Annotated in this window: 10 protein-coding genes; 3 read left to right on the top strand and 7 right to left on the bottom strand. The window is 43.1% G+C overall.

What is annotated here, in order from left to right; genetic code table 11:
- Positions 1–116: 116 nt before the first annotated feature.
- Positions 117–2,762, bottom strand: coding sequence for a DEAD/DEAH box helicase family protein (locus tag HMPREF2701_RS01295; RefSeq protein WP_070481873.1), 2,646 nt, complete (start codon positions 2,760–2,762; stop codon positions 117–119).
- A gap of 131 nt (positions 2,763–2,893) precedes the next feature.
- On the opposite strand from HMPREF2701_RS01295, the gene HMPREF2701_RS01290 reads away from it, so the two are divergent.
- A complete protein-coding gene (locus tag HMPREF2701_RS01290; protein ID WP_070481871.1) occupies positions 2,894–3,511 on the top strand; it encodes a TVP38/TMEM64 family protein in 618 nt (205 codons plus the stop codon).
- A gap of 42 nt (positions 3,512–3,553) precedes the next feature.
- Here HMPREF2701_RS01290 and scrK read toward each other — a convergent pair whose 3' ends face one another.
- Entirely contained in the window at positions 3,554–4,441 is an 888-nt protein-coding gene (scrK, locus tag HMPREF2701_RS01285; protein WP_024057687.1) for a fructokinase ScrK, read from the bottom strand.
- 302 nt (positions 4,442–4,743) lie between these two features.
- Positions 4,744–6,630 (bottom strand): sucrose-specific PTS transporter subunit IIBC, encoded by a 1,887-nt coding sequence (locus HMPREF2701_RS01280; RefSeq protein ID WP_020903008.1) that lies wholly within the window; start codon positions 6,628–6,630, stop codon positions 4,744–4,746.
- 378 nt (positions 6,631–7,008) lie between these two features.
- Here HMPREF2701_RS01280 and HMPREF2701_RS01275 point away from each other — a divergent pair, with 378 nt between their 5' ends.
- Together HMPREF2701_RS01275 and HMPREF2701_RS01270 are read left to right on the top strand one after the other, a co-directional pair.
- A complete protein-coding gene (locus HMPREF2701_RS01275; RefSeq protein ID WP_070481869.1) occupies positions 7,009–8,463 on the top strand; it encodes a sucrose-6-phosphate hydrolase in 1,455 nt (484 codons plus the stop codon).
- Complete coding sequence (locus tag HMPREF2701_RS01270; RefSeq protein ID WP_070481867.1) at positions 8,444–9,409, top strand: LacI family DNA-binding transcriptional regulator; 966 nt, start codon at positions 8,444–8,446, stop codon at positions 9,407–9,409. The genes HMPREF2701_RS01275 and HMPREF2701_RS01270 overlap by 20 nt, the downstream gene beginning before the upstream one ends.
- 36 nt (positions 9,410–9,445) lie before the next feature.
- Here HMPREF2701_RS01270 and HMPREF2701_RS01265 read toward each other — a convergent pair whose 3' ends face one another.
- The 4 genes from HMPREF2701_RS01265 to HMPREF2701_RS01250 form a co-directional block, all read right to left on the bottom strand.
- Complete coding sequence (locus HMPREF2701_RS01265) at positions 9,446–10,720, bottom strand: hydroxymethylglutaryl-CoA reductase, degradative (protein WP_070481865.1); 1,275 nt, start codon at positions 10,718–10,720, stop codon at positions 9,446–9,448.
- Positions 10,720–11,892 carry a hydroxymethylglutaryl-CoA synthase gene (locus tag HMPREF2701_RS01260; protein ID WP_070481863.1) on the bottom strand — a complete coding sequence of 391 codons (1,173 nt, stop codon included), beginning with the start codon at positions 11,890–11,892 and terminating at the stop codon, positions 10,720–10,722. The genes HMPREF2701_RS01265 and HMPREF2701_RS01260 overlap by 1 nt, the downstream gene beginning before the upstream one ends.
- A gap of 113 nt (positions 11,893–12,005) precedes the next feature.
- Positions 12,006–12,455, bottom strand: coding sequence for a threonine/serine exporter family protein (locus tag HMPREF2701_RS01255; RefSeq protein WP_020901615.1), 450 nt, complete (start codon positions 12,453–12,455; stop codon positions 12,006–12,008).
- 1 nt (position 12,456) lies between these two features.
- Positions 12,457–13,215: a threonine/serine exporter family protein gene (locus HMPREF2701_RS01250; RefSeq protein ID WP_070481860.1), complete on the bottom strand. Its 759-nt coding sequence runs from the start codon at positions 13,213–13,215 to the stop codon at positions 12,457–12,459.
- Between the last annotated feature and the right edge of the window lie 85 nt (positions 13,216–13,300).

Raw genomic sequence — 13,300 nt, 5'->3', positions numbered from 1 at the left:
TTGCTAGTCAGAACTGTCTATTTTTACTAACAATATCTTTCAGACTATCTCTTCAATTTGTCTCATAGTTAATTATCTATTATATCATGTTCCGGCCAGAAAACGCTCACTTCCTTCTATTTCAAATCACTTTTGACCTTTTTCTTAGTAATGATGCGGTCGTTTTTGTTGGCTAGAGATTTGAGTCGAGCTTCTAGCAGGATTTTTCTCCCTACTTCGTTGCGGGTGTAAACGAGTTGGTAGTTGCCCAGATATGGTGCGACGGCATCTAGGAAGAGCTGGGCATCTTCCTTGCGTTTTTCAAAAAGGCTAGGAACCACAAAATACTTGGACTGACCTGCTGGTGCTTTTTGAGCTACTAAGAGGTAGCGTTGATTGTCCACGGGAGCAAAGAATTCTCCTAAAACCTTTGAAAAGAGCTCCTTATCTCGCATGCTGCCACCTTTTAGATAGGCAAATACGTTAAAGCTTTCCTTGTCCTCCTCGACCTGCACGCGCGACTGGTCATCAGACAAATGCCCGGCAGTCACCATGACTTTGCGAATAGCTTCACCAATCTGGCGCAAGCGTTTATAAGGACTCTTGTAGCTGTAATAGCGAAAGGCTGTAATGGCCAGGAAAAGGAAACAAAGAGCTATCAACCATGGTAAGGCAAAGAAGGTTAGTCGAACGACATAAGCTAGGAGACTAATGGCAAATATCATCAGAGCATAGCGAAGCCACTTTTCAGCATCCGCTAGGGCAAGCAGAGGGATTCGTTTGCTGTCAGTTGCAACTTCATTGACAATCTCAATCTTATCAGCAACAATGAGAGATTCCTGCCATTTTTTACGTAAGGAGGCGCGATCCTTGGATAGTTCCATGATTTTCTCGTTATAGTCTTCGATTTTCTTTTTCTTAAATGGAAACTCAGGAAAGTTCAAGCGTTCCAGACCTGTTTCAATGGTATCTTCCTTATAGGACAAGCCAAGGAAATGATCCATACGACGGGCAAGGGTTTGTAGGTCCTGATAAGGATTGAGGTCTTGTTCTTCTTGATCCTCCTTAGAAAAGACTGGATTTTTGTAAGGTTTGATGGCTACTAGGTGCCAGATATTGCTGGTCTTATCTGGATGTCCTGGCCAGATACGGATGGCACGGCCCCGCATTTGATTGCTGAGCATAAAGCTTCCGACAAAACTTCCGAGGATGAGAGAGTTGACGCAAGGGGCATCCCATCCTTCTCCCAAGAGAGACTTGGTTCCGACCAAGACCTGGATAGAACCACGTTGGAAGAGTTCGGTCACTGCTGCGACCATCCCCTTAAAGCTGGATGGGAAGCCTACTTGGAGATAAGTACCTTGATCGAGTTTTCCAATGGCAGAGAAGCTTAAGCTAGTGTTTGGAATGAGTGCTTCGAGTTCTGCCTTAACACTAGCCGGTATGATCACGACACTACCAGAAAGGACTGCTATCGGGACAGACAAGCCTTGCTTTTGTGCACTTCTGCGAATGGTTTCAAAGTAAGGGAGGACTCCTAATTGCGTGATTGGTGCTTGGTCATCTCCCAGATAACTGGCAAAATCCTTACGGATATAGTCCGCCAAGACTAACTGTCTCAAGTCCTTTCCTAGACTGGCATACTCGGTTTCAAAGATAGACGCAATCCCAGCTAGTTTTCCTAAAGATTGGTTTAGGATTTGGTCATTGGCCTTGGATTTGACCAAGAAAACCTGACGTTTTTCAATCAGTCCTCTTGATTTCAGTTCTGCTTCTATCTTTTTCTTTGTCTCCTTCGGATCCTCATACCAGTCAGGAGTCTGATAGAGAAGGCCTTGCAAGAGAACTTCTAACCAATAATAATTGAGGGCAGGCAAGCCTTCAGCTCCCAGTAAATCTCGTAGATGCTTGGGAATTTCCTGTTTTTGAGCTTGTAGATAAATGAGGAGCGACGAGAGATACTTGGGATCTTCAAGGAGAATATCCGCAGAAATTTTCCCTTTGAGAACCTTGGAACTCCGAATCAACTCTTGGAAGTCAGGATCAAGGACTAGTTGACTGACATACTGCCACTTGGTGTCTTCAAACTCCTCCAAGCGCTTGTCCTCTTCCTTGGTCGGAAAACAGATATAGACAAAGTCCTGATGAGGGCAAAGAGTATCTTCCTTAACCAGTTCTGGCACTGTGATTTCTTGGTCAATCTCACCACACATCTGGAGATAGCGATCCCAGAGTTCTGGTTCACTGTCATAAGGCGGTGTCGCAGTGAGAGAGATGACTTGCAGTTGCTGGTAGTTTTTACGGAAGTCTTCTAGACTTTTCCACCATTCGTTTCTCAAGTGATGGCATTCGTCCAGACAGAGAGTTTCTACACCCCTTTCCTTGAGTCTGCCAAGCAGGTCAAAGCCTATAAAGTCCTCAACCTCGCCGTTATCTTCTTGAGATTGTACCTGTTGCATAGCGCTGTGAAAGGCTTGGTAGGTAGCGATGGTGATTTGCTTCATGTCCTTGAGATTTTGAGACACGAGACTTGTGACCTGGTTCTCATCCTCTAAAAAGGCCTGGCGAATCCTATCCACCCATTGTTCTCGGATGGTCACCGTCGGTACCAAAACGAGAGCAGGCTTATCAAAGCGGGCAATCAACTCGATCCCTATAGTTGTTTTCCCTGAACCTGGTGCTGCCACCAAGTGAACATGCCCATCTGCTTGGTATTCTTGGAAGTTTTCCAAGACCTGTTTTTGGTAGTTGCGCCAAGTCCCATTAAACTTTAATCCCAACATGATTCTTCCTCAATCTAATTTAGCATTTGATTATTTCCATTTTACCATAATTATTCTACCTCTAGACACTCAGATAGTTTAAAACCGTAAATTATGGTATAGTAGAGTTATACTATCTATGAGGAGTTTACATGTCACAGGATAAACAAATGAAAGCTGTTTCTCCCCTTCTACAGCAAGTTATCAACATCTCATCGATTGTCGGTGGGGTTGGGAGTTTGATTTTCTGTATTTGGGCTTATCAGGCTGGGATTTTACAGTCTAAGGAAACCCTCTCTGCCTTTATCCAGCAGGCAGGTATCTGGGGGCCACCTCTCTTTATCTTTTTACAGATTTTACAGACGGTCGTCCCTATCATTCCTGGGGCCTTGACCTCGGTGGCTGGTGTCTTTATCTACGGCCACATCATCGGGACAATCTACAACTATATCGGCATTGTAATTGGTTGCGCCATTATCTTTTATCTAGTGCGCCTCTATGGGTCTGCCTTTGTCCAGTCTGTCGTCAGCAAGCGCACCTACGACAAGTACATCGGTTGGCTAGATAAGGGCAATCGTTTTGACCGTTTCTTTATCTTTATGATGATTTGGCCCATTAGTCCAGCTGACTTTCTCTGTATGCTGGCTGCCCTGACCAAGATGAGCTTCAAGCGCTATATGACCATCATCATTCTGACCAAACCTTTTACCCTCGTGGTCTATACCTACGGTCTGACCTATATTATTGACTTTTTCTGGCAAATGCTTTGACACATAAAAAATCCGTTTGGTTTCCCAAACGGATTTTGTGCTTTATTTTGAAACTTCTTTTGCAAGAACAAAGTTCCCAAGAGTAGCAGAACCATTTCCTGCGACTGCTGGCGTCACGATGTAGTCACGCACATCTGGTACTGGTAGGTAACCATTGAGAAGAGATGTAAATTTCTCACGGACACGGTCCAGCATGTGTTGTTGAGCCATGACCCCTCCACCAAAGACAATAACGTCTGGGCGGAAAGTCACTGTCGCATTAACCGCAGCTTGAGCGATATAGTAGGCTTGAACATCCCAAACAGGGTTGTTGAGTTCAATGTTTTCCCCACGAACACCTGTACGAGCTTCCAAACTTGGACCAGCTGCATAGCCTTCCAGACATCCCTTATGGAAAGGACAAACACCCTTAAACTCTTTTTCAATGTCCATTGGGTGTCTAGCAACATAATAATGACCCATCTCAGGGTGACCCACACCACCGATAAACTCGCCACGTTGGATGACACCTGCACCGATACCTGTACCGATTGTGTAGTAAACCAAGTTTTCAATACGAGCACCAGCATTGTTACGGGCAACCACTTCACCATAGGCAGAGCTGTTTACGTCTGTAGTGAAGTACATTGGCACGTTGAGGGCGCGACGAAGGGCACCAAGCAAGTCCACATTTGCCCAGTTTGGTTTTGGAGTTGTTGTGATAAAGCCATAGGTTTTTGAGTTTTTATCAATATCAATCGGACCAAATGAACCAACTGCAAGACCAGCAAGGTTATCGAATTTCGAGAAGAACTCGATGGTTTTATCGATTGTTTCGATTGGAGTTGTTGTTGGAAATTGTGTTTTTTCTACAACGTTAAAGTTTTCATCACCGACAGCACAGACAAACTTTGTACCGCCTGCTTCCAAGCTTCCATATAATTTTGTCATGATAAACCTCTTGTTTTTATTTTCTTTATTATAGCATATTTCGAAAGGCTAAATTTCTCTATTTTTTAGATTTTCCTCTGTAAATCTTACCATTCAAGCAAAAACGAACAAACATGTCATTTGTTCGTTTTCATTTTGAGAGGGAATATTGTACTCAATGAAAATCAAAGAGCAAACTAGGAAGCTAGCCGAAGGTTGCTCAAAGCAATGCTTTGAGGTTGTAGATAAGACTGACAAAGTCAGTTACATATATCTACGGCAAGGCGAAGCTGACATGGTTTGAATTTGATTTTCGAAGAGTATTAGATTTTCACTTCAATAACAGCATCCCCCTTAGCAACTGAACCTGTTGCGACTGGAGCTACTGAAGCGTAGTCAGCTGTGTTTGTAACGATAACCATTGTTGTATCATCAAGACCAGCTGCAGCGATTTTGTTTGAGTCAAATGTTCCAAGAACATCGCCTGCTTTCACCTTGTCACCTTGGGCAACTTTTTGTTCGAAACCTTCACCGTTCATTGTTACAGTGTCGATACCAACGTGGATCAAGACTTCAGCACCATTAGTTGTTTTCAAACCAAAAGCGTGTCCTGTTGGAAATGCAATTGAAACTTCAGCATCAGCAGGTGCATAGACCACACCTTGACTTGGTTTCACAGCGATACCTTGTCCCATAGCACCACTTGAAAAAACAGGGTCATTAACATCAGCAAGAGCTACAACATCACCAACGATAGGAGTTACAAGTGTTTCATTTTGAAGAGCTGCTGGAATGTTACCAGTTGTTTCTTCTTGGACCAAACGTTCTGTCTCTACTTCAGTAGCAACTTCTGCTTCATCTTCATAACCAAACATGTAAGTAAGAGCAAAACCAAGAGCGAATGATACAGCTACCATAAGAAGGTATTGTGGAAGTTGTCCGTTACCAATGTAAAGCATTGTACCAGGGATGATTGTGATACCATTACCAGTACCAGCAAGTCCAAGGATAGATGCCAATCCACCACCGATTGCACCAGCGATCAATGAAAGGAAGAATGGTTTACGGAAACGCAAGTTAACCCCGAAGATAGCAGGCTCAGTAATACCTAGGAAGGCAGAAAGAGCAGCTGGGAAAGCAAGTGTTTTAAGTTTAGGATTTTTAGTTTTCACACCAACGGCTACTGTCGCAGCACCTTGAGCAGTCATGGCAGCTGTGATGATAGCGTTGAATGGGTTAGCATGGTCAGCAGCAAGCAATTGAACTTCAAGCAAGTTGAAAATGTGGTGCACACCTGACACGACAATCAATTGGTGAACCCCACCGATCAAGAAACCACCAAGACCAAATGGCAAGTTAAGAATTGCTTTAGTTCCAATGAGAATGTAGTTTTCAACAACGTGGAAGACTGGTCCGATAATAAACAAACCAAGAATTGACATAACCAAAAGTGTTACGAATGGTGTCACCAAGAGGTCAAGAACGTCTGGAACAACTTTACGAACAGCTTTTTCAAATTTAGCTCCGACAACCCCGATGATGAAGGCTGGAAGAACTGAACCTTGCAAACCTACAACTGGGATAAATCCGAAGAACTGCATTGCAGTTACTTCACCACCAGAAGCAACAGCCCAGGCATTTGGAAGTGAGCCAGATACGAGCATCATACCAAGGACGATACCAACGGCTGGGTTACCACCGAATACACGGAAGGTTGACCAAACAACCAATCCTGGCAAGATGATAAAGGCTGTGTCAGTCAAAATTTGAGTGTAAGTTGTCACATCTTCTGGAAGTGTCATTCCAAGAGCATTCAAGAGACCACGAACACCCATGAAGAGACCAGTTGCTACGATAACTGGGATGATTGGTACGAAGACGTCACCGAAAGTACGGATGGCACGTTGGAACCAATTTCCTTGTTTAGCAGCTTCTGCCTTCATCTCATCCTTAGATGATGTTGGCAAACCAAGAGCTACGACTTCATCGTACATCTTGTTAACTGTACCAGTACCAAAGATGATTTGGTATTGACCTGAGTTAAAGAAAGCACCTTGAACTTTTTCCAAGCTCTCGATAGCATCTTTGTTAATTTTCGCTTCATCTTTAACCATCACACGGAGGCGAGTCGCACAGTGAGCTACACTATTAACGTTCTCACGTCCACCTAAGGCTTCGATGACTTTTTTTGCAATTTCTGTATTCGTCATTTGCAAAAATCTCCTTATATAAAATTTTGTTATTGTTTGAAAGCGATTTTATTCGCCCTACGACTATTATTTTATCATGTTTTAGAAATATGTCAAGCGTTTTGCAGAAAAAATATTCTATCCACTTAGTAAGCTCGCTTTAGATTGATTGATTTTGACTGTTTTAGCAGGAATTCCTTAAAAAACAAGTTTGAAATCTTAGTTAAAAGGCTTTTGTTTCATTATCTTTCATATTTTCTTGAAAAGTTGATTAATTTCCTGCTTTAAATTTATGATAAACGTTTAACAGTTTTTTCTCTTTTTTAACATAAAAGGCTTGCATTTTTTATCGAAAACGGTTACTATTAAATGTGATAAGATTTTTGGAGGAATGAATGAATGGAATGGACTACTGAGCGTCGTTACAGACTTTATCAAGATTGGACGCAAGAAGAAATTCAAAATATAAAAGAAAATATGGCACAATCTCCATGGCATACTCATTACCATGTTGAGCCAAAAACAGGACTTCTCAACGACCCAAATGGCTTTTCTTACTTTGATGGCAAGTGGATCCTCTTTTACCAGAATTTTCCTTTTGGTGCAGCCCACGGTTTGAAATCTTGGGCACAGCTAGAAAGTGATGATTTGATTCACTTTAGAGAAACTGGAATCAAAGTTTTACCAGATACTCCATTAGATAGCCATGGTGCCTACTCTGGTTCTGCCATGCAGTTTGGCGATAACTTGTTCCTATTTTATACAGGAAATGTTCGTGATGAAAACTGGATCCGTCACCCATACCAGATTGGGGCTTTGATGGACAAGGATGGCAAGATTACAAAGATTGACAAGATTTTGATTGACCAACCAGCAGACTCTACTGACCACTTCCGCGACCCGCAAATTTTTAACTTTAAGGGGCAATATTATGCTATCGTTGGTGGACAGGACTTGGAGAAAAAAGGCTTCGTTCGTCTCTACAAAGCTATTGACAACGACTATACCAATTGGCAAGCTGTTGGCGACCTTGACTTTGCAAACGACCGAACTGCCTATATGATGGAATGCCCAAATCTGGTCTTTGTAGGGGAGCAACCTGTCCTTCTTTACTGCCCACAAGGATTGGATAAAAAAGTTTTAGATTACGATAATATCTATCCAAATATGTATAAGATTGGGGCTTCCTTTGACCCTGAAAATGCCAAAATGGTCGATGTGTCTCAACTTCAAAACATGGATTATGGTTTCGAAGCCTATGCTACCCAAGCCTTCAACGCTCCTGATGGGCGTGCTCTAGCAGTTAGCTGGCTTGGATTACCAGATGTTTCTTACCCATCTGACCGTTTTGACCACCAAGGAACCTTCTCTTTAGTCAAAGAACTCACTATCAAAGATGGCAAACTCTACCAATACCCAGTCGCAGCTATCAAGGATCTCCGTGCTTCTGAAGAACCTTTCTCAAACCGTGCCCAAACCAAGAACACTTACGAACTCGAACTCAACTTGGAAGCTAATAGCCAGAGCGAGATTGTCTTACTTGCTGATAAAGAAGGCAAGGGACTTTCTATCAACTTTGACCTTGTAAATGGTCAAGTGACAGTAGATCGTAGCCAGGCTGGTGAACAGTATGCCCAAGAATTTGGAACTACACGCTCTTGCCCAATCGATAACCAGGCTACTACTGCTACGATTTTCATCGATAACTCTGTCTTTGAAATTTTCATCAATAAAGGAGAAAAAGTATTTTCTGGTCGTGTCTTCCCACATGCGGACCAAAATGGTATCCTGATCAAGTCTGGAAACCCAACTGGAACTTACTATGAATTAGATTATGGTCGCAAAACTAACTGATGTCGCAAAACTTGCAGGTGTCAGCCCTACTACCGTTTCTCGGGTTATCAATAAAAAAGGCTATTTATCAGAAAAAACCATTCAAAAGGTCAATGAAGCCATGCGAGAATTGGGCTATAAACCCAACAACCTGGCTCGTAGTCTGCAAGGAAAATCAGCTAAGTTAATCGGCTTGATTTTCCCCAATATTTCCAACGTTTTCTATGCAGAATTGATTGATAAATTGGAACACCAACTCTTCAAAAATGGTTACAAGACCATCATCTGCAACAGTGAGCACGACTCTGAGAAGGAACGCGAGTACATCGAAATGCTGGAAGCCAATCAGGTGGACGGCATCATTTCTGGTAGTCACAACTTGGGAATCGAAGACTACAATCGTGTGACAGCGCCGATTATTTCCTTTGACCGAAACCTGTCTCCAGACATCCCTGTCGTTTCCTCTGACAACTATGCTGGTGGTGTTCTTGCTGCCCAGACCTTGGTTAAGACAGGCGCCCAGTCTATCATCATGATTACAGGGAATGACAATTCCAATTCGCCAACCGGACTGCGCCACGCTGGCTTTGCATCTGTTCTCCCCAAAGCTCCTATTATCAATGTTTCCAGTGACTTTTCTCCTGTCAGAAAAGAAATGGAAATCAAGAATATCTTGACCCGACAAAAGCCTGATGCTATCTTTGCTTCGGATGATTTGACAGCTATTCTGGTCATTAAAATTGCTCAAGAACTGGGCATTTCTGTCCCAGAAGAGCTCAAGGTCATCGGATACGATGGGACCTACTTTATCGAGAATTACTATCCTCATTTGACGACTGTGAAGCAACCTTTGGAAGAGATTGCCTGCCTCACTGTTGATCTTCTCTTGCAAAAGATTGAAGGCAAGGAAGTCGCAACAACAGGCTACTTCTTACCAGTTACTCTATTACCTGGAAAAAGTATTTAAGCACAAGAAAACTCAGACCGATTCGTCTGAGTTTTTTTATGATCTTAGGTTTTCTAGATAACGCTGGGCAGTCTCTAGATTAAAGGTTTTATCTGCGATGAGGCGCTCGACTAAGGGAGCTACCTCGGATTCACTGGCTCCTGCTAAGAGAGCTAAGGATTTAGCCTGCAATTTCATGTGGCCTTGCTGAATCCCTGTACTGACCAAGGCTTTGAGGGCCGCAAAGTTTTGGGCAAGTCCGATAGACACGATAATCTGGGCTAATTCTTTGGCAGAAGGATTTCCCAGTAGCTCATGACTGAGGGCTACACGAGGGTTGAGGCCGATAGAGCCACCCTTGGTCGCTACAGGCATGGGTAAAGTCATCTCACCAACCAACTCTTCTGTCTCCAAGTCTAGACGCCAAGAGCTGAGACCTTGGTAATGTCCATCTCGACTGGCAAAAGCATGGGCCCCGGCTTCGATGGCACGCCAGTCATTACCAGTGGCAATCAAAATGGCATCAATACCATTAAAAATTCCTTTATTATGAGTAGTAGCTCGGTAAGGATCAGCCTGCGCAAACTGACTAGCCAACGCCATTTTCTCCGCAATCTCTCGTCCTTGATCCTTTTGGCGGCTCAAGTAGCGAAAGGCGATGCGACAGCTTGCAATCACCAGAGAATCGGTCGCGTAGTTGGACAGAATTCCCATAAGACTCTGTCCCTGACTAAGTTCTTCTAAGACAGGCTTCAAGGCTTCCAGCATGGTGTTGAGCATATTAGCACCCATAGCTTCTTGGGTATCGACATGGAGATAAACAACGAGAAAGTCTGTTTCGCCTTTTATCTGCTCGACATGCAAATCACGCGCCCCACCCCCGCGTTTAACGATAGAAGGATAGGCTTGATTGGCAAGTTCCAAGAGTTCAGCCTTCTTGCTGGCAATCTTAGCTTGCGCTTGTTCAGGATCATCAACTTGATAAAGGGCTACCTGACCAATCATCCGGCGCTCATGAACCTGAGCAGTAAAGCCACCTGCTCGCTTGATGATTTTACTGGCATAGCTGGCCGCAGCAACCACGGACGGTTCTTCTGTCACATAAGGAACTGTGTATTCCTGACCGTTGACGAGGACCTCTGGAACCATCGAATAAGGCAGAGAAAAAGTTCCCACTACATTCTCACTCAGCTGGTCTGCCACAGTCACACTCATCTGTTCATCCTGCTCCAAACTCTCTTGTATCTCAGGACTAAGGAGCGCCTGAGCTTTTAACAGCTCGAGGCGCTCATGGTATGATTTTTTAGAAAATCCATTCCAACTTATCTTCATTATTTTTCAACCTTGCTATAACGGCGTTGGTGGTCAACAATTTCAACCAAGGCAAAATCTTGATTTTCATAGCCAGCAAACTGGGCAGAATTTGTTTCATCTAAGTCTACTTCCTCAAAGAAGACTTTTTCATAGTCTGCAACAGACAGGGCAGTTCGTTGGTTGAGCTTGTTCAAACGGTCTTTATCCAGATAAGCTTCATATCCTTCAACCAATTCACCACTGAAGAACTCAGCCACAGCACCGCTTCCGTAACTATAAAGGGCAATTTTATCCCCAGACTTCAAACTATCTGTATTTTCCAAGAGAGACAAAAGTCCGAGGAAGAGGGAACCTGTATAGATATTCCCCACCTTTTGACTGTAGAGAATAGACTGGTCAAAATGCTTTTGCAAGAGGTCTTTTTTCTCTTGAGGCAAGTTCTTATCCATGATTTTTTTCAAGCCTTTTAGCGCTAATTTAGGGTAAGGCAAGTGGAAGCAAACAGCCGCGAAATCATCCAAAGTAAGCTGGTAGCGTTTTTGATATTCAAGCCAAGTCGTTTTCAAACTATCCAAGTATTGTTGGGTAGAATAGACACCATTTACATAAGGAGTTGTCGAGTAATTTGGACGCCAGAAATCCATGATGTCACGAGTCTGAGCCACATTGTCGTTATTAAAAGCCATAATGCGTGGATTCTGTGTAATCAACATAGCCACACTTCCAGCACCCTGAGTGGGTTCTCCAGGTGTTTCAATACCATATTTGGCAATATCACTGGCAATAACTAAAACTTTGGACTCTGGAGAATTTTCCACATGCAATTTGGCATAATGAAGGGCAGCAGTCGCTCCATAGCAGGCTTCTTTAATCTCGAAACTACGAGCAAAGGGCTGGATGCCCAGCAAGCCATGCACAAAGACGGCCGCAGCCTTACTCTGGTCAATTCCTGACTCGGTAGCCACAATGACCATATCAATTTCTGCTCTCTCTTGCTCAGTTAAAATAGAGTCACTAGCACTGGCCGCCAAGGTCACGATGTCCTCAGTTAGGGGCGCAATACTCAACTCCTTGAGTAAGAGTCCTTTGCTTAATTTTTCAGGGTCAATTCCCCTCGCTTCTGCTAAGTCTTGTAATTTCAAGACATATTGACTGGTCGCAAAACCAATCTTATCAATACCGATTGTCATATTTACCTCTGTTTTATCATTCATTGTAAAAAATCGTTCTATACTATTTTATCACAAATGGCAGTAAAAGAGAGAAAAAAGACTTGATTCACCAAATCAAGTCGCTTATTATTCTAACCATTATGCTGTTTTCGTAAGTGAGAATAAAGTCTGAGAATCACGGTTCCGCTAGCCATTCCAATGGAAATCACCAAAGCCAGCATAACAACCAAGGTTGCACTAGCAATGGCGTGACTGTAATCCCCTGTCACAAAAAAAGCAGTTGTCCGATAGGAGAGATAACCCGGAACTAGAGGTGCCAAGATGGCCAAGATAAAGACCACAGCAGGTGTCTTATAAAGAATACTTAAAATCTGGCTGACACAAGAACCGATAATAGCCGCAATGAAGGTGGCTACGATAACATTGGTCGGTTCTTTAAGTAAGAGATAAATTAGCCAGACAGCCATGCCCAAAATTCCTCCTGGTAAGAGCATAGAACGTTGAACATTGAGTACGATTAAAAAAGTGATAATGGCAAGAAGACTTGCTACTGCTTGTAATAAAAAGGTTGTTAGTGTCATATTAATTCATCAATACCAAGGCGACAGAAGTTCCTGCCCCTAAAGCAAGGGTAATGAGCAGGGATTCAAACATCTTACTCATACCAGAGTTTATGTGGTTGGTCATAATATCACGAACCGCATTGGTCAAGGCAATACCTGGTACAAAAGGCATGACCGCACCAGCTATAATCAAATCTGCCGTTGAAGGAAAACCTGTGTAGCGAGCCCAAAACTGGGCAATCATCCCAAATACAAAGGCTCCAGCAAAGGCTGTCACAAAGGGAATTCGGATAAACTTCTCCACATAGAGGGAAAAGGCAAAACCAAATAAGGTAGCCACTCCTGCCCCAAGTGCGTCGTAGATATTTCCACTAAACATAATTGAAAAGAAAGGAGCACTAAAGGTCGCAGCCAAAGTTACCTGCAACTTAGTATAAGGAAGGGGCTGGGCTTGCAAAGCTATCAGTTGCTTGAAGGCTGTCTCTAAATCAATTTGCCCCCCTACCAGCTGACGAGAAATCTGGTTGACATCACAGACTTTTTCAATATTATAAGAAGAGGAAGTCACGCGTTTCATTCGCGAAATATTGGTATTTTCAATGGAGAAAAAGATAGCGGCAGGCATGGCAAGAACATTGCAATCCACAATCCCCTGCGAATGCGCAATGCGGATCATGGTATCTTCTACACGATGAATCTCTGAGCCACTTTTGAGAAGAGTGGTTCCAGCTAACATAATCACATCGATGACGGCATTTAATTCTCTTGATTCTTCCATGCGTTCCCCCTTTTATCAACTCCCTCTATTCTATCACAAATCTGGAGTCAAAAAAAATCTTTGCCATGAAATCATGACAAAGATT

This window comes from Streptococcus sp. HMSC077D04 (genome assembly GCF_001808785.1).
GTDB classification, from domain to species: domain Bacteria; phylum Bacillota; class Bacilli; order Lactobacillales; family Streptococcaceae; genus Streptococcus; species Streptococcus mitis_BX.
Note: the sequence above shows the minus strand (reverse complement) of the source record. Positions and strands in the feature narration are given on the sequence as shown.

Bases quoted from the DNA above. Each gene is read 5' to 3' on its own strand.
- HMPREF2701_RS01295 (WP_070481873.1), bottom strand. From the start codon at position 2,762: ATGTTGGGATTAAAGTTTAATGGGACTTGGCGCAACTACCAAAAACAG.
- HMPREF2701_RS01290 (WP_070481871.1), top strand. From the start codon at position 2,894: ATGTCACAGGATAAACAAATGAAAGCTGTTTCTCCCCTTCTACAGCAA.
- scrK (WP_024057687.1), bottom strand. From the start codon at position 4,441: ATGACAAAATTATATGGAAGCTTGGAAGCAGGCGGTACAAAGTTTGTC.
- HMPREF2701_RS01280 (WP_020903008.1), bottom strand. From the start codon at position 6,630: ATGACGAATACAGAAATTGCAAAAAAAGTCATCGAAGCCTTAGGTGGA.
- HMPREF2701_RS01275 (WP_070481869.1), top strand. From the start codon at position 7,009: ATGGAATGGACTACTGAGCGTCGTTACAGACTTTATCAAGATTGGACG.
- HMPREF2701_RS01270 (WP_070481867.1), top strand. From the start codon at position 8,444: ATGGTCGCAAAACTAACTGATGTCGCAAAACTTGCAGGTGTCAGCCCT.
- HMPREF2701_RS01265 (WP_070481865.1), bottom strand. From the start codon at position 10,720: ATGAAGATAAGTTGGAATGGATTTTCTAAAAAATCATACCATGAGCGC.
- HMPREF2701_RS01260 (WP_070481863.1), bottom strand. From the start codon at position 11,892: ATGACAATCGGTATTGATAAGATTGGTTTTGCGACCAGTCAATATGTC.
- HMPREF2701_RS01255 (WP_020901615.1), bottom strand. From the start codon at position 12,455: ATGACACTAACAACCTTTTTATTACAAGCAGTAGCAAGTCTTCTTGCC.
- HMPREF2701_RS01250 (WP_070481860.1), bottom strand. From the start codon at position 13,215: ATGGAAGAATCAAGAGAATTAAATGCCGTCATCGATGTGATTATGTTA.